The sequence below is a fragment of the Paenibacillus sp. J31R30 genome (assembly GCF_059692115.1).
Genome location: NZ_JCAUAV010000001.1, coordinates 640,092 through 658,146, shown reverse-complemented (window position 1 = coordinate 658,146; position 18,055 = coordinate 640,092). Strand labels below are relative to the sequence as shown.

General features: G+C 44.8%; 9 protein-coding genes. 3 read left to right on the top strand and 6 right to left on the bottom strand.

Features of this window, described 5'->3' with window-relative positions; all coding sequences use genetic code 11:
- Positions 1–42 precede the first annotated feature (42 nt).
- Positions 43–1,275, top strand: coding sequence for a helix-turn-helix domain-containing protein (locus tag AC58QO_RS02150; protein WP_497263634.1), 1,233 nt, complete (start codon positions 43–45; stop codon positions 1,273–1,275).
- Positions 1,276–1,341: 66 nt separating this feature from the next.
- On the opposite strand, the gene AC58QO_RS02145 is transcribed toward AC58QO_RS02150, so the two are convergent.
- The 4 genes from AC58QO_RS02145 to AC58QO_RS02130 form a co-directional block, all read right to left on the bottom strand.
- Complete coding sequence (locus tag AC58QO_RS02145; RefSeq protein WP_497263632.1) at positions 1,342–6,717, bottom strand: S8 family serine peptidase; 5,376 nt, start codon at positions 6,715–6,717, stop codon at positions 1,342–1,344.
- A 764-nt stretch (positions 6,718–7,481) separates the two neighbouring features.
- Complete coding sequence (locus AC58QO_RS02140) at positions 7,482–8,192, bottom strand: YebC/PmpR family DNA-binding transcriptional regulator (protein WP_497263630.1); 711 nt, start codon at positions 8,190–8,192, stop codon at positions 7,482–7,484.
- A 196-nt stretch (positions 8,193–8,388) separates the two neighbouring features.
- Entirely contained in the window at positions 8,389–10,338 is a 1,950-nt protein-coding gene (locus AC58QO_RS02135) for a hypothetical protein (protein ID WP_497263628.1), read from the bottom strand.
- A 115-nt stretch (positions 10,339–10,453) separates the two neighbouring features.
- Positions 10,454–11,308 (bottom strand): AraC family transcriptional regulator, encoded by an 855-nt coding sequence (locus AC58QO_RS02130; RefSeq protein ID WP_497263626.1) that lies wholly within the window; start codon positions 11,306–11,308, stop codon positions 10,454–10,456.
- 141 nt (positions 11,309–11,449) lie between these two features.
- Between AC58QO_RS02130 and AC58QO_RS02125 the strand changes: the two genes are divergently transcribed.
- On the top strand, positions 11,450–12,316 hold the full coding sequence (locus tag AC58QO_RS02125) for a phytanoyl-CoA dioxygenase family protein (protein WP_497263624.1): 867 nt from the start codon (positions 11,450–11,452) through the stop codon (positions 12,314–12,316).
- An 89-nt stretch (positions 12,317–12,405) separates the two neighbouring features.
- On the opposite strand, the gene AC58QO_RS02120 is transcribed toward AC58QO_RS02125, so the two are convergent.
- Entirely contained in the window at positions 12,406–14,391 is a 1,986-nt protein-coding gene (locus tag AC58QO_RS02120; protein WP_497263622.1) for a glycoside hydrolase family 127 protein, read from the bottom strand.
- Positions 14,392–14,536: 145 nt separating this feature from the next.
- Between AC58QO_RS02120 and AC58QO_RS02115 the strand changes: the two genes are divergently transcribed.
- The gene (locus tag AC58QO_RS02115; protein ID WP_497263620.1) at positions 14,537–15,403 is read left to right on the top strand and encodes an AraC family transcriptional regulator; all 867 of its coding nucleotides are present in this window, start codon (positions 14,537–14,539) and stop codon (positions 15,401–15,403) included.
- A 79-nt stretch (positions 15,404–15,482) separates the two neighbouring features.
- Here the strand turns inward: AC58QO_RS02115 and AC58QO_RS02110 are convergent, their stop codons facing one another.
- Positions 15,483–18,011 carry a carbohydrate-binding protein gene (locus tag AC58QO_RS02110; protein WP_497263618.1) on the bottom strand — a complete coding sequence of 843 codons (2,529 nt, stop codon included), beginning with the start codon at positions 18,009–18,011 and terminating at the stop codon, positions 15,483–15,485.
- Between the last annotated feature and the right edge of the window lie 44 nt (positions 18,012–18,055).

Below are 18,055 nucleotides of genomic sequence, written 5' to 3'. Positions count from 1 at the left end.
ACAGACATATTTACATTCAGCGAAATTTGGGAGGAATTTAGTATGTATGAAGGAAAAATTATTAAATTCTATCGAGAAAAATCCCAATTAACACAAGAGCAGCTTGGGCGAGGTATTTGCTCCGACACTCATATTAGTAAAATTGAACGAGGATCCACGGAGTATTCTCCTGAAATTATTATGTTTCTTTCCAAACGTCTTCAAATCGATATTATCGCAGAGGCCATTCGCCTTAAAAATATAAGAGCACGTCTCCACCATTGGCACGATGTTATTATTGAGCAGTTGTTCGAGGAAATGGATACCCTTCATGAAGAGCTTGAGAAGGAACCGCTCATACAGATCTCTGACTATCACCCCCTTTACAATTTACTAAAGGCTCGATACTATCTGATGCATAACCAACCTGATAAAGCTTATAAAATTATTAAACATTTTCAAAAAGAGTTTCACCAATTACCTCCTTATGAAACCAATTTATTCATGCATGTACTAGGTATGTATTATATGGCTAAACAGGAATATTTAAAGGGGATTGATACATTAACAGCCATAGTACATGAGGATTATAATAATCCTGAGTATTATTACCATTTAGCTTCGGCCTACCATGCTATACAGTCCCCCGTAATGGCTTACTTTTACGCAGAGAAATCTCTTCATTTTTTCAAAGGAATCAATAGTTTCTTGAGAATCATTGACGCCGAAATGCTGATGCTGATTCAAGTCAAAGATGAAAAAAGCCGCGACTTTAAAGAAACGATTCGACGGTTTGAGAAACTGCTTCTAAGCTGTGACATTTGCAATGCGCCGATTCGAAAAGCAAGAGTTCTACATAATTTGGCTTATGAGTACATGCGAAGAGAAAACTACGAGCTTGCGAGTAAGTACTATAAGCAGTCTATGCAGTTAAAAGAAAAGAAAACAGGCGCTTACCTGCTTTCTTTGGAGGGATATATTCGAAGTTGCTTACATGGAGATCTACTCCCCAGCGTTGAATTACTCAAAATCACGCAGGATGGACTAACCCTTGCCAAGAAGTTGAAGGAAAACTTTTACGTACTTCTACTTCATCTCCTTACCTTATCCATCCAGAAAAAGGAATCCGATTACTATCAGTATCTTATTGATATCGCTTTACCTAAGTTTAGAGAGTCGGGAAATACCTATCTAATCCAAAGTTCAGAGAAAGAATTGTTCGACCATTACTTAAAGACAAATCAACTGGATAAAGCAATGGAGATTGCTAAGGTCATGATTAGTAAAGACTATTAATTTGCAAAAAGACACCCGTTTGGGTGTCTTTTTTGTGGTATAAGGAGCATGTAATACCAGGCAAGATTACTTTTTCAACAAGTTGTAAATAACTTGCGCAGCTTCGGCGCGCGTTGACATTCCTTTAGGAGCGAATTTACCTTCTGCGCGGCCTTGGATTAATTGAAGCTTGGCAGCTGCTTGGACATACTCTATAGCCCAATTGGAAACTTCACTTGCATCCGTGAATGGGGCAGCTGAATTGCCTGTTTGTGGCGCGCTGTTCAAGATCGCATAAGCACGCATCATCATGGTAACCATTTCTTCACGCGTAATTTGTGCATTCGGCGCAAAAATGGTCTCGCTCTTTCCACTTACAATACCTGCTTTTACTGCGATAGCAACGTAATTAGCATACCAATCCTTTGAATCTACATCTGTGAAAGAAATTTCACCGGTTGCTGTTAACTTCAGCGCTTGTACAAGAAGTTTAGTAAACTCAGCGCGAGTTACATTGCCTTCTGGATTAAACGTCGTATCGCTTGCACCGTTGATAATTTGTTTCGCAACTAGATCCTTGATTACCGCGGATGCCCAATGTGTACTTGGCACATCATTGAATGTTTTGGAAACCTCCAGAACTGCATACTTACTGAAATGGCTGATTTGAGCAACAATTTCACCATTATTGTATTCTCCACCGATGTACTCAAGCGTACCATCTTCCGCGATGTAGTATACAGCAACATTTTTTATTTCTGCCGAAGCATCTACTTTAAATGTAATCGTAATTGGCTCATCGAATTTCGACAGTGTCGTAATCGTTTTACCATCTTTACTCGTAACCGATAATGTGAAATCGTAAACTTGACCAGCAAGTTTCACATCCGCATTTTGCCCAACGAATTGTTTCGCTTTCTCATCGGTTAGGGTATCAAATTTCAAGAAAATGGCGCTGTCCTTCAGTTCAGAAGCAGTCAGTGAAGCAGTAAGCTGCTTTAACAATTCGGACGGAATTTGGAACATAATGTTGTCTGACTTCACTTCAAGTTTATTCTGAGCCAATAATTCCACCGTGTTGGAAGGTAATTTAACTTCTTTCGTGTCAGCAGGTACTGTAACCGTAGCTTTGCCATTCGTACCAACAAGGTCCTTAGGGTCTACTATTTTAGTAGCCGGATTTGTTGCTGGTGGGATTGGCCCTCCAAAACCTGATCCAGAGTTACCTGGTTGAGTTGCAACGCCATAATCAAAACTAAATTTCCCTTGATTACGCACAACGAAATCCATATCTTTCATATCTACCGTGCCATCTTGATTTAGATCTTCAATTAGGAACGTTGTCTCTGTTCCACTCTGACCGTAATGTTCAGTCACTTGACTAATATCTAATTTGTTAATGATACCGTCGCCATTCACATCTCCGGCAAAGTTGCGTGGTTGTATTTCATTAAGTCTTGCATTGATCCCCATCAACTCGCCACTGTCCATTTTACTCAGGTGTACAGACAATTTACTTTTTAGATGCCCAGCAATTTCTACAATAATATCATAAGCCTGTTCGCTGAATGGGACATCAAAAAAGAAGATAGAGCCATTAGGTTCGATGGAACCCTCAAAGATTTTTCCATTTGCATTCTTAGCGTATACTTTAGATACCATATTCGAATAATCCTTGGTCCAATCTAAGCCGCCAAATTCGTCCAAAAATGCCTCAGCCTTTAACATGGTCTCAATATTCGAATGCTTCGGAATAATATCGAAACCATTGATTTGATTAAATACCGGAATGACAGTTTCCTCAGAATCTCCATCTTTTAAATAGGAAAACTCTTCGATGTTTTGTTCAATATTCATTGTGTCTCTAATGACTCCAAACCACTTATCGTCCACTAATTTAAAAGTGACATCTAGAAAGGCACTGTCACCATCAATTCCGTGGAAATCATCTCCTGTAATTGTTGCTCCTACTTGTACCTTCTTTTTAGTGTCGTACACATCGTGTTCCGTCACTACCGCTTCATCTACTGTTACTGTAAGTGCTTTTTGATCCGCCATTGCTTTAAAAGCAGGATTTACCTTCACGTTCACAAATTCAAAATGCTTGTAATAATCAATACCATAATTGCCTGAGATCAGCTTTTCAACATTGTTTAAGTTTAAGGTCATCGTAATCTCGTCACCCAGATAAACTTTTTCCTTGTTATACTGCGGTACGACATAAGCTGAGCCTGCTTTAATAAACCCATAATGGTGGAAATCTCTAATCAGACGACCGTTGGTAGCTTTATCAACCGGGAATAAATTCATCGTTAACGGATGATCTTTTATATCCTCAGGGGTTACACCAAATTTCACATTCCCGTTAGCTTGAATTGGAAATTCTCCATCTGGTAAAACATTTTGATTTTCATAATAGTACAAGCGATTAGCAGATTGTGTGACGTTTGACGACTTTAGCAGATCAAGTGCCGCGTCATGTACGTTGGCATGCACCCAGAGAGCGCGATGATTTTTACCGTTTATTTCTTCAAGCGTATACATATCGTCACTTATTTCGTAAACTCCTGGCGCATAGTCTAAGAACTGGAGCTCAGGTAATGTATTGTCCACAACAAAATCTTGTTCTTTGGTAAAGGTGTGACCATTCGCTTCTGTTGCGATCATCCTGATTTTGTATGCGCCTTCTGGTAAGATGCTTGCTTCAGGACTAATCTTTAGGTTCGAAGGATCTCCAATAAAAGGATACACCCATCCACCAACGGGATAGATATATATTTCTTGGTCTAACGGAGCATCTGTCGCGTTAACCGTGCGACCATTAGCACTTCCCATTACTTGTCCAGCTTTATCCGTAATCTGCAAATCGATGGTCTGAATAGCACTATTTAATTTAAAAAATAATAATTTTAGCGGCTCTTCTAGAAAAGGATGCATAATTTCAGGAATATCCGTCATCATGGCCTGATTACTTAATTCCATATACTCTATGCCCGGCTCAACCACGCGAACTGCGAAAGGAATGCGATATTTCTCATCCGATTGTGTCGGGTCCGCATTAACAATGTTAATATAACCTTCGTATCTGCCTAATGCCGCATTAGTTGGCACATGAATGCTCACTGTCAAATCGACGAGCTGATTGGCTACCACACTCATAGTGTTTGGAACCGTTACTGTAACACCATTTGCTGCTGCATTCGGCACACCAGGTTTAGCTGGGAGATATTCTACTGAGAAGGTATATTGTTTATCTTCATCGCCTCTGTTTTGGATAACCAGTTGACGACTATCTACGACGTCTTCATTTGCTATTTTTGCATGATTCCCAAAAAATATGGAGCCGGTTGGATCTTCGATCTCAACTAATTCGCCTTCATTGTTTACGTTTAAGGTCTTATCGATTACTTTAATTGATGTAGTTGCATAAACGGCGTCTACAACATCAACTAATCCCGCTCCAACTTCATACACCGAATAGTTACCATTCAAGGCATCCGCGGTATTCATTAGTGCAGCCTTCACATCAAATGGTGTATAACTAGGGTTTTGTTGCAAAATCAGTGCGGCAATACCTGCCATATGCGGAGTTGCCATCGATGTTCCAGAAATACGAGCATAAGCTGACGAATAATCGATCCCATCTTCTGGACTATTAATGTACTCTGGGTAGCTGGAGTATACAGCTACACCTGGTCCTACTACGTCCGGTTTAATGTCGTAATTCGTATTGACCGGTCCTCTTCCACTGAAGTCAGCTAATTTATTTCCTTCGGAAGCAACACTGCTAACAGCTCCAAACGTAATTGTTGGTTGACTGTTCACCGCTAGTAGGTACTCACCCTCCGCTTTCGTTAAACGGAATGCCGGGATGAATTTAGGACCTTGTCCTGTATAATGCGGAATTTCTCCATCAACATTGTTGAACAGTAGAACCGCTTTTGCTCCAGCTGCTCTAGCATTCACGACTTTCTCGTCCAAGCCATTTTCGCCTCGTTGAATGAGAGCAACCTTCCCCGTGAAGTCCTTACCAGCAAAATCACTACTCATACCCAATCCCACGAATTCAATCGGGAATGTCAGTCCAGTTAAATCTTCCAGATTATCTGTCATATTTTTGGCTAAGAGTTTCATTTCTGGCAGCTGTGTATAAACAGTCGTATAAACGCTCGCAGTTACCGTTGGAATCGTCATGGAGAAATTGCTTGCTCCTACCGTAATCCCAAGCGCAGCCACTCCTGGTACCGTTACCGTTCTCTCATTTGGACCTGAGTTCCCAGCAGCTACCAAACAAACTACCCCAGAGAGCGTTGCGTTGTTAATAGCAGTTGATTCAGGTGCTAACGGATCATTGTACGTAGCTCCCAAGGATAAATTAATGACTTGCATCCCGTCAGCAATCGATTTATCAATGGCTGCAATGATACCACTCTCAGCTCCGCTGCCATAAGGGCCAAGTACACGATAAACATAGAGATCAACTTCAGGCGCCACGCCTAACGCGGGGGAGGCAACGTTATTCGCACCTTGGCCTGCGATGGTTCCTGATACGTGGGTCCCATGTGAAGTGAAATAGGTGGCTCCATCAGGCTTACCTTGATCTTCCCAATCCTTGTATGTCGTTTCCATAGGATCAGCATCATTATCTATAAAGTCCCAGCCTTTAACTGATTCGATATCGATCGATTTCGGATCCACATTGGGTTGAGCCTTATACCCTTTATACACATCCTTTAAGTCAGGATGATTATAGTCGATCCCTGTGTCAAGAACGCCAACTTTGATACCTGTCCCTTTAATTCCTTTGCTGTGAAGCTCCTCAATACCATCTAAAGGAATACGATTCTCATCAGTTTGTTGCTGGATTTGCTCATTAATTTGCGCAGACGTCAAAGGCATTTCTTTAGGATCCAGCTTAACAACATTGTCTTTCCAAATTCGATTCACAACGCCAGATTGTAATAATTTCTCAACATCTGTCCCCGGCAGGGTCATTGCAACACCATTCAATGCTGCGTGATATTCCCTAGTAATTTGTACGTTGCTTTCACTAATCACTAGCGTATTAATTCCAAGAGTAGAGGACGATTTACGTTGCATGTTTTGTACAAACTTTTTAAAAGCAACATGATCATCTTCCGCATTCTCCTGTGCCGCTGCAGTTGAAATATGTATCCCCTCTGCCGCTTGCTTAATCACTTCTACCTTAGCGGGAGCCTGCTTGAATTCAATAATGACATTCGTCATGGCAGCGCTCTTCAGATTTATTTCTGGCGAAATGACAGGACGACCTACCTGTATGTCAGTTAGCGCTTTCCTTTGTTCAGCTGATAGATTTTTTAACAATCGTTCTGTTTGCTGAGAAGGACCATCAGCGAATGCCTGGTAGGGAAGAAATGAAGATACAACTAATAAACCAGCTAAAGCCTTCACTGCCATTTGGTTGAATTTACCTATGCGCATAATTTCTCTCCTCACACTTTTATACTCTATTATTAAAAGTTATTACTCTGATAGAGTTAGTCTACATGCACATCAAAAAGACGTAAATGGGGGGAATTTGGGCTGTTTTTCCGCGTTTTTGGATTAAAAAAGTGACGTGCTTTTGGGGCTATTACCATAAAATGCAAAAAAATGCACCTCTAAATGCTAGAGGCGCATGCGTTTGATTCACTTTAGGATGGTTCATTTTTCCTATATCAATAATTCACAAAACTTTTGGATTTTCCCACAATTATAAGGTTTGAAGCTTAGAACTGCACACCAAACCAAAACTTACCATAGTCAACTTCTACTCTCGAGGGTAAAAAACGGTGCGAGAGATCTCGCACTATCGAGTTTACATAGTGCTTGGGAGATATGATCCACCCCATTGAAATCTCGTGTAAATAGCGCTATGCCATAACGTTATTCGGGTCACTAGCGTACTTTCAAGGAAAATAGAATGATGGCATAACGCTATTTCTACTTTTTTATTTGAAAAGGAGCCCGTAGAGGGACAATAGCGTTATGCCATAACGTTATTCGGATATATTCCGAATTGTTCCATGGTATAAGATGATAGTATAACGCTATCTATATGAAAACGATATACTTTGGTTCCAGCCAACTTTCGTTATGCGATTCATCAAAACATATAACATAAAAAACTCACTTTTTGTATGATGTAATTCCATACAAAAAGTGAGTTCATCCTATACTTGCCAAGTCGTTCACACCTAAACTGCCTATTCCACGTTATGATACACTTGCTGTACATCCTCTAAATCTTCCAAAGCATCAATCATTTTATCGAATTGGACTTGTGCATCCTCCGATAAAGAGATGTTGTTCTGAGCAATCATCGTCAGTTCCGCAACGGTAAACTCTGTAATGCCAGCTGCTTTCAAACATTCTTGAACGGCATGGAACTGTTCTGGCTCCGCATAAACCATGACCATCTCATCTTCTTCAAGAAGGTCACGAACGTCTACATCCGCTTCCATTAGAATTTCCATGATTTCATCGATGCTCTTATTTTCAATACCGATAGCCGCTGTTGCATCGAACATGTAAGCAACGGAACCCGTTACACCCATGTTACCGCCATTTTTACTAAATGCGGCACGCACGCTTGACGCGGTACGGTTTACGTTATTCGTTAGCGTGTCCACAATGACCATGGAACCATTCGGTCCAAAGCCTTCATAACGAAGCTCTTCATAAATTTCATCTGAGCTGCCCTTGGCTTTATTGATGGCACGATCAATGATCGCTTTCGGTACATTATACGTTTTGGCCCGTTCAAGAACGACCTTCAACGCACGATTCGATTCTGGATCCGGTTCACCTTTCCGTGCAGCTACATAAATTTCAAGGCCGAACTTCGCGTACACGCGACTCGTACTTGCATCATTAGAAGCTTTCTTCTCTTTTATGTTATTCCACTTACGTCCCACTATGGATCCCACTTTCTATTATGATTTCATTACCTATCATAACCTATTTTCACGTTAAATTAAAATGTTTCCATAGGCCCTGATGATCTTGTCATAATTGATAATAACAAACTTTGAGCGGTGTTGGGAATATTCAATAAGACAAATACCCTAACCTAGACAAAACGTACTTGTCTGATTAGGGCATCCCTGCCACTCACCTTAGTTTGATCGTAATCGGATATTCCTGATTCCACGCATAGATTTCTGTCTTCTCCGGAGTTATACATGCGATCATTACCCCATCGCCACATCGTGAAACGACGACATCGAAGCAAGAATCGAAAGCTCGGATGGATCGAAGCGCCATCGTCTCCCAACCCTTTGGTAACCGCGGACAACATGTAAAAGAGTCAAGACCCGTGGGGACGATGCCAAATAATCCCTCCACAATGACTCGGGCGTATAGCGCACTCTCTGCAGAAAGATGTCGCCCCTTGCCTTCGGGAAAAGCTTCAACCGCGTAAGGCACATGATCGCCAAGCAATCGGTTACGAGAATATTCGAGAAGTCGCGAAATGCCCTGCTCGGTTTCACCTGAATAGAGAATACCACGCAGTGCATACAAGGTTGATCGATCCCAGTACGTGGTTTCTCCCGCCTGCGTGACAAGTCCGCCGTTCACCCATAATCGGGAAGATAACAAGGCTGCGATGGTCTGTTCCTTACGATCCCAGATATTCATCGTCAGCGGCACGCAGATCCACGAACGCAGAATGTCGTTCCCTTCGTAATAGCGATAAGTCTCATACCCCTCAATCGTTGCGCCAAAATGGGATTCAATCGCGTGCCGAAGGGTATCGGCTTCTTCCTCTAATTGTGAAGCGGTATCCGGCTTCGCTAATTCTCGAGCAAGGTGTGCAGCGGATAGCAGAGCACCATACGCAAGAGATGAAGTAAATAGATTAGCATCACCGCTGGGAAAGCGATTCTCCAGTTCATCTGAGTCCGATGCGATAACGCCATCTTTGGTACGTTTCCGCCTGCAAAATGCCAAACACCATTCGATAGCTGGCCACAACTCCTCCGCTATTCTGTGGCTGCCGCTTGCCAGTGCGAACCTCGCAGCACCATAAGCATACATCGCCGCATCGCCACGATCACCGGCCCCTTCCCAGATATCCAGCCCTTCTGCAATGATGGAGGAGGGCATGGAATGGAAGTCAGGTCCCATGAACGGCATGTAAAGGCGATAGGCATTCATGGAAGCCTCCATCGCATCTTGCTCTCCTAGAAAAGGAAAAAATGGCCCCGCATATTCCGCTTGATCGTTGGTCCAGACTGCTGCGTAATAGGATCCGCCTCCGGGGCAATGCATGAGACCGCCCATGGTGCGAAAAATACTCTCCGCCGCGCGGATTTTGGCCAGATCAAACATCCGGTTCAAATGAGGCTCTGGCGTTTCAAGCTGCAAGGACGAGCTCAGATCCTTCAAGAATTGGCGCCGCTTCATTTCCTCCAATACGACATCCAACCTCGCTTTCGGAGCCTGCAATGTCGCAGCTCGAATCCATCCCATGAATTCCAGCGTCTCACCTGGTTGCAATACAATGGATGCTGGCGCATCATGTCCCGCTTCCACCGCATAAATCCCCTTAGTACCTCTGCGATAATATGATCTTGCTATTCGCTCTATCTCAAGCTGCACGGCGTCCTCTGTCATGTTCTGAAGTTGTACGCGTTCTAGCGCATAAGGATGATCTCTAGCTGGAAATACAGTTCTACGTATCAGAACCCCTTGATCGGAAACAGACGCCAATTGCAGCAACCCGTCGAACGTAATTCTGAACATTTTTTCTTGGACAGGTTGACCCCCAACCCGCATACTCGGCATAAGCTCCTGCCCAAATTCCTCCATTAAACTAGCATGCGTATCATTCGGAATCGTACGCAGACCAGGCCACACGACTTTGCGTTTTAAAATAACACCGCCCTCCGCGTCTATACCGTAAGTCACGATGAGGGAAACCTCTTTCCCGCTCATTTCTACATGATCCTGATGAGCAAGGTCTCCGAGTCGAATGTCCCAGACGATTCCAGCTTCTTCGCTAATACGCCAGCGCATTTTTCCCTCAACGCTGGACTCTTTTGAATCGGAAGTAGCCATGTGATAATCCTCCTTCCTGTTCTATTTAACCTTACTTCGATAGGAATGATTCTATGACAATTTGAGTGGCTATCTGCACTGACAGCTGGAGTAGATCTTCCGATTGATTCGTCAACTAACCCTTCCTCCGCCTGAACTCCGTTGGCGAAACACCATGGAATTGTGTGAATTGTTTGGTAAAATGGTGAACCGACGAATACCCATAATCCTCCGCAATGGCCGTAATGGAACGGTTGCTTTCCCACAAGGCAGCTTCCACTTGCCTCATTATGGCTTTGGTCCAATATGCTTTGGGTGAGATACCTGTCGCTTGCTTGAATAGCTCATGAAATTGGGTTTTGCGAAGCCCGCACTGGCTCATCCATTCGTCATAACCTCGACTTGCGTTCGCTTCCCTGTCCATTAGCTCGATGATCGGGATGATTCGGTAATCGATGAAATGTGGCTTGGATGCGATTTGTACAAGCGCAAGAAGGAATGCTCTGAGGAGATTACTTACAATTAATTCAGAGTACTGGTCACTCTTCCTCGACTGAGTCACGGCATGTATGAATAGTTGACCAAGTGAAGCATCATGCTGGATAGGCGTCACGGCGGGAAGCATGGTGAGCTCTTGACACGGGACAATATGCGTCAGCAAGTCACGATTAAAGTCAGACTCGTCCCAAACGAGATGTTGACCACTTCTCAATTTCGTATCCCAGAGATCACAATATAGATTGTAAGTGGCTAACGGATGATCGGGATGTGCGTAAAAGGAGTGACCCACCTCAGGTGGAAAATAGATCAGATCACCTTTCTTCACAGGATGCGTTTTCCCCTGGGTGGAAACCGTTCCTTTGCCACTGGCAACGAAATGAAAGGCATAGCAGTACCCGATCCTGCCGACCGCCGATTGATTTCGTTTAACTGGAAATTGATAATAATGGCCCACTCTAACATAGGGATTAACGGAAGATAAGGAAGTCATTGTAACCCTCGCAATCGGTAGTAAATTAATAAAAAGAATAATCGGAAGAATTGATCAATTGACGAACACACAAGCAAATACAACTACCACATGAAATGTTATTATTTTCTATATTACAACACATGTTGGAGGATGAGTAGGATGATCAAGCAAAATGGAAGCGGAAGTTTAACTACCGAGCAATCGCAGTTTTACGAGGATCAAGGCTATCTCATCATCCCTCATTTATTGTCGGAGGAAGACTTAGCCTCTGCCCGCGAAGCAATGACCGAGAAGGTTTCAATGATTGCAGATGAACTGTTCGCAGATGGACTTATCGCGGATAAGCTTGAGGATCGGCCATTTCCCAATCGCTTAGCTGAGCTATTTCAGGATTTGTCCGCTGCAAACTTCCTGAAATACGGCCGAAGCTGGCGTGATCGCATCCCCGGTTATTTCACGCTAATGAGCAATCCAAAAATTTTGAACGCGGTAGAATCGTTAATTGGCGGAGAGCTATTCGCGAATCCGGTGTACAACGTGCGCCCGAAGGTCCCGAAAGTAGCTGCTGGCGCAGTTCCCTGGCATCAAGATAAATCGTATTGGCCGGATGCGAATGCGAATCCCGTTATTACCGTATGGATCCCGCTTGTCGATGCGAATGAAGTGAATGGGTGCCTCCATATCAAGCCCCAGACACATCGCAAACGTGTGCTCAAGTGGCATCGTGAAACTTACACAGGAACAGGATATACAGCACTCAAAGACAGCCAGCTTGGCAAAACGGAAACCGTTGCCCTGCCTGTACCCGCAGGAAGCGCGATACTGTTCAATGATCGCTGCCTCCATATGTCTACCCCGAACATGTCCAATGAGGTTCGCTGGAGTGTGGACCTGCGTTATCAGCCTACAGATCAAGATCCCATGCTGAAGCATGGGATAGGCTTTCTAGCCAAAAGCTACAAATATCCATCACGAGTAGCTACGCTTGAGGATTGGCTGGCCGGTAGGCCGGAGCACCAGGATTAGTTAGAAGACAAGAAACAAGCTGAAGCGCGGCGCTTCAGCTTGTTTCTTGCTATGGATGAACAGGGTAATCTGGCGTTACCTCTGTGGGCTTACTGTAATCCGCCTTTGCGTATCCAAACCGTCATCTCGCCTTCACCGCGGTTGCCCCATAGATAATACGGCACTGCTTTGAGCTTCACGCGCTCGACAGCTTTCTGCTGGGAAAGCCGTCGGTACGGCGTATCTTCCGACCATGACGCCGACTCGTCGGCCAGCCCATCCGCCTCCACAACGACGGCTCCACCTAACAGATCTGCCTCATATTTAGCTTCCAGCTTATTTGCGGTTGCAAGGGATACGGTCGCCAGAAGTGCGCCATTGTCTACCTCTTCCAGACAATACACGAGAGGCCCGCGTTCAATGGCAACTTTGCCTGCGTTAGCCCGAATCTCAGGATGCGCGGAGGTCAGTTGAGCTTCCAATGCAAGCTCCCACTCCACGATGTCTCCCTGCGCCCATTGCCTCTCTACCGTTGCATAACCATTCGCAGACGCAAATTTAGTTTGCACGCCATTGATTTTCATGACAGCTCCACCATAGCACCAAGATGGGATGCGAAGCGCAAGTGTAAACTTGTCCTTCGGAGCCATCGTTATCTCTAAACGAACATAACCCTCCCACGGAAGTTTCGATTGTTGGGTAAAAGCGACTTCGCCCACAGCAAGCTCGAACCGCGCCTCACTGCCAATGAATAGATGTGTATAGACCGTATCTTCATCTGGTGAAACGGTATAAATGTAGCTATTCAACGAACTAAGCAAACGCGCCACATTCGGTGGGCAGCAGGAGCAGCCAAACCATTTTTGCCGCACTGCCTTGACATGATGGCGACCTGGATTCCTCTCAGATGCCCTCGGCCACACCTCCAGCGGATTTACGTAAAAGTAATGCTTGCCATCCTTTGACATACTGCCGAGTACGTTGTTGTACAGCGCCCGCTCCATGACATCCGCATAATCGCTCTTCGCTTCCAGCTGCAGCATGCGCTTCGCAAAGAAGATGAGGCCAATTGACGCACACGTCTCCGCGTACACGGTATCGTTTGGCATATCATAATCGAACGTGAATGCTTCCCCATGATGTGTTGAACCAATCCCGCCGGTAATGTACATTTGTTTCCTGGTCAAGTTATCCCATAGACGGCGGCAAGCTGCAAGCAACGCCTGATCTCCTGTCAATCCGGCCAGATCAGCCATCGCTGTATACATGTATACGGCACGCACGGAGTGACCGATAGCAACATCCTGCTCGCGAACTGGCTTATGCGCCTGATTGTAGGCCATATGTGCAACAGTTGGAATGGGCTGTTTCTCTTTCGTCCAATAACCATAGCCGTCTCTTTGTTTACATTCTTCAATCAGAAAGTTCGGCTCAGCTCCACGCTCATCAATGAAGAATTGTGCCAGCTTCAAATAGCGTTCTTCCCCTGTTGCTTGAGAAAGCTTGACGAGGGCAAGCTCGATTTCTTGATGACCGTCATATCCCCGCAATTGACCGGGCTCGCGACCGAAAATGGTTTCGATATAGTCAGCAAATTTGCACATGACATCGAGCAATTTTCTTTTCCCCGTCGCTTCATAATAAGCAACTGCAGCCTCCATCATATGTCCCGCACAGTACAATTCATGCGCTTCATGCAAATTCGTCCATGCTTGACCTGGCTCTTTAATTGTAAAATACGTATTCAAGTAACCGTTCTCATGCTGCGCCATGGCAATCAAGTCAATGAATTCATCCGCCGTTTGTTCCAAAATAGGATCAGGCGTATTCGCAAGCGAATAGCCAACTGCTTCGAGCCACTTGGCTGCGTCGCTATCCTGAAACACCAACCCGCCAAATTCACCCTCTTCGAGCCCTGCCGCAATACGGAAATTACGAATGGCAAAGCTGGGTTCCGCATCTGGTATAGCATCATTTAGCGCATCCCATTGATAAGGAATAACCGTCCCTCGAACGAGCTCTGTAAAAGGATCCCAAAACTGATCTTGAATACGCACCCTGTTCATTGAAGTCTGCGCTCTTGTCGAATTCACCATAGGTAGCTCCTCCTTTATTACCATCGTTTTATATAATATTTGATTATCGCCTATACACAGTTTATTCTTATAAATAAAGAGAAAATAGATATAAACCAAACTTATTTTTTATAAAATTTAACACTACTTGAAAGGAGTTTTGAAAATGAGTGAACGCGGCCATATTGGAATGGAGCTTCCGCCACTGCCTTTTTTCATCATGATCGGCTTCTCCACCTACAGTCCAGGCGAAATGCATCCAAGTCGCCGAAGTCTCGGCATCTTCGACCTTCTCTGGGTTGTCAAAGGAACGTTATATATCGGGGAAGACGATAAGGAGTGGGAGATTTCAGAAGGACAAACCCTTTTGCTGTTGCCAGACCGCTATCATTATCCAGTCAAACCCTGTGACACAGAAACCGTTTTCTATTGGATACACTTTGACTTTCAAGGTGTATGGCGACTTACGTCTGATCATGAAGAAAGCACGATGTATCCTCAGGTCCGACAGGCCTGGGCGAACCCCTATCGAATCCGCATCCCGCAATATAGCTCACCTCCGGAGTTCGCACTAGCGGAACGACATCTCCGCAAGCTGTTAGCCGATTCGGCTCATCATCGTTCAGAGACGTATTGGAGTGAGCAGCAGCTCTTCATGGAGCTGCTCCGATTGCTCGATACTGGACAGACTCGCTGCGATGCATCCCCTGCCTTGAAGCTGGCCGACAAGATTGAAGCCTATTTGCGCCAGCATTATCAATCCGATGTCACGAATAGTACACTCGCAGAGGAGTTTCATTTTCACCCTACTTATATCGTCAGGTGTATGAAAGAGATCTATGATTGCACGCCAATGGCCTATTTGCATGAGTACCGAATCGAGCAAGCGAAGCTGCTGCTGATCAAAACCGAGTGGTCCATCGCGCGTATTGCCGAGCATATTGGTTTTCTTAACGCGCCTTACTTCTCGAATTGCTTCAAGGCCGCTATTGGCATGTCACCACTTCGGTTTCGCAAGCAATATTCGGCATAAAAAAAGACTGACCCGTTAGTAGAATCCTCTACTACACAGATCAGCCTTTTAGTTACTCTATTTCAGGACTGCAGCCCATTTACTGCTCTAAGAATTGAATCCAGTTGATGTTATAATGATTGCCGCCAGAATAAATTCGGAAGGTATGTGTTCCTGCTGAAAGAGACAGATTGCCGGACGATTGCGTGATCCATTTCTGCGGACCCCCTGTATTCGGAACAGCTTGCGAATCTAACACTGTCGTCCCTTCCATCGTTTGGAAAGATCCTGTTGTATAGCCGCTCGCGACACGGTACTCGATTTTGTAAATAGCCGCTCTTGGAAGCGTCACCGTATAATCCAACCAGTCTCCTGCATCGATATAAGCGACATTTAAACCCGCACCCGTATCAGTCGTCGCTTGTGTTTGAACACCGTTCATCGCAGTGTAATCTTCCGCTTCGATTTTGATTGGGTCCACTTTGGTAAACCGCATCCAATTGATATTAAAAGAACTTCCCACCGCGTGCAGACGAATAACCTGTGAACCCGCATTTAGCGAGACATAGTCGGTCATGGTTTGCCAAGTTTGGCTTCCTCCTGTGTTAGCCACACCATGTGAATCAAGAACCGTACTGCCGCTTCGCAGTTCAAAACCAGCGCTGCCAGCAGCTGAGGCTACCCGATATTCCACCATATAGGCTCCCGATTGCGCCACGTTGACGTTATAATCTAACCAATCTCCGGTGTTAATGTAGCCGATATTTTGACCTCCGCCGGTGTCCTGCGTCACTTCCTTCTTCACACCGCTCATAGCTCCATAGCTTTCGGCTTCTACTACACCTGGTATAGCGCTCGTAATGACTGGAGGCACCGCTTTCGGCTCAGGTGTAGACGTAGGAGAACCGTTATATACAATGAGATTATCAAAATAAAGAACACCTGTGCCTGCTGTCAAAACTTGGACATGAACAGCATTCAAATCTTTACGATCCAGTCCATCATTCGGTGCACCGGTTGGCTGTGTGGCGGCACGAACGAAATTAGCGAATGGCATGGTAACGGTATTCCAGCCAGTGAAATTATCCGTAAAGTCATAATCATAACGTTCGCCTTCCGCATCTTCAAGCTCCACACGCACAGTTCGGCCGCTATTCTGACCAAGGACATCAAGCTTCATCCCCGTATGATAGGACCAGTTCTGATTAAACTTACTATACCACTCCAACATCCCACCAGATGCTTCCGTATAGTTCATTTTCAGTGCATAATTCCCTTGCGTCTTGCTTGCTGTATCTTTGGATAGTGTAATCGTTGATCCACCGCTAGTCGCAGTACCGAAATAGACATTATTATCCCAATTTTCGAAATCCTCAGCAATGATTGTATTCACTTTCACAGCTTGAAGCCAGTTCAGTCTGAAATCTCCTGAAGTTCCTACAACTTGAAGCGTATGGTTGCCCGCATTCATTGTTACCGCTTGGGTCAAGGTCGTCCATTGTTGATCTCCCCCCGTTGGCGGCACGGTTACAGTCGTTCCTTGTTGAACGCCGTCTACAAGCAGTTTAAAGCCTGCATTCGAAGCTCCACCGTTAGCAACACGGTATTCCATGATATAGCTGCCCGTAGTTTTAACCGCAACGTTGTAAGTCAGATTATCATTCGTCTGGATACTGGCCACATTTTTACCATTCCCCGTATCCGTTGTAGCTTCTACACTGATGCCACTCATACTGGCGTAGCTTTCAGATTCGATTTTACCAGGCAGAGGCTTCGTCCATGTACCAGGTCTCTCATACACATGCACATAGTCGACTTCCATCTGTTGCGGAAATACGGTGGAGGCATCCGGTGTACCCGGCCAATCGCCGCCAACTGCCAAATTCAAGAGCAAATGAAAACGTTGATCAAATGGAGCTGGCTTCGCGCTATTCGAACTGTACCAATCTTCGACTTTCTTCGTTGAGAATAAGTTATCATCCACATACCAACGAATTTCTTCTTCGTCCCATTCTACTGCATACTCATGGAAACCATTGTCAGGTAAGTTATATTCCTCACCCAGATGCAGCCACGGATTGCCGAAATGAATCGTGCCATACACTTTGAGCGGTTCAGCCCCAACCATTTCCATGATGTCAATCTCGCCGCTTCTCGGCCAACCGCCATACACCTTGTCTGTTGGCAGCATCCAGATGGCTGGCCAAATGCCTTTTCCACCAGCCGGAAGCTTCGCTCTAACCTCTACTCGGCCGTATTTCCAATCCCCTTTGTACTTTGTAATCATTCGACAGGACGTATAACTGCGTTGCGTTGAACCCGAGCCATACGTTTCTTTAAGCGCTTTCAAAATAAACTTGCCGTTACCATCTAAGTAGCAATTCGCTGTCCGATCCGTGTAATACTCCTTCTCATTATTGCCCCAACCATCATTATTGGCCCCCGTTCCAATATCGTAGCTCCATTTGGCTGCATCAGGTGCCGTACCGCTTGAGCCATCGAACTCATCATTCCATACAGGCACCCAAGTGTCCGTAGGAGCTGCATTGGCTTGTAGGCTCGTTGTAACACTGTTAACCCCTAACAGTGAAGCTGAAAGCAACAAACATAAACCGAGTTTTTTTAACATTCATCTCTTCCCTTCTCTTATTAAAATAAAATGGGGCAATTCAA

Coding starts and splice junctions, on each gene's coding strand:
- AC58QO_RS02115 (WP_497263620.1), top strand. CDS start 14,537: ATGAGTGAACGCGGCCATATTGGAATGGAGCTTCCGCCACTGCCTTTT.
- AC58QO_RS02130 (WP_497263626.1), bottom strand. CDS start 11,308: ATGACTTCCTTATCTTCCGTTAATCCCTATGTTAGAGTGGGCCATTAT.
- AC58QO_RS02120 (WP_497263622.1), bottom strand. CDS start 14,391: ATGGTGAATTCGACAAGAGCGCAGACTTCAATGAACAGGGTGCGTATT.
- AC58QO_RS02150 (WP_497263634.1), top strand. CDS start 43: ATGTATGAAGGAAAAATTATTAAATTCTATCGAGAAAAATCCCAATTA.
- AC58QO_RS02145 (WP_497263632.1), bottom strand. CDS start 6,717: ATGCGCATAGGTAAATTCAACCAAATGGCAGTGAAGGCTTTAGCTGGT.
- AC58QO_RS02110 (WP_497263618.1), bottom strand. CDS start 18,011: ATGTTAAAAAAACTCGGTTTATGTTTGTTGCTTTCAGCTTCACTGTTA.
- AC58QO_RS02125 (WP_497263624.1), top strand. CDS start 11,450: ATGATCAAGCAAAATGGAAGCGGAAGTTTAACTACCGAGCAATCGCAG.
- AC58QO_RS02135 (WP_497263628.1), bottom strand. CDS start 10,338: ATGGCTACTTCCGATTCAAAAGAGTCCAGCGTTGAGGGAAAAATGCGC.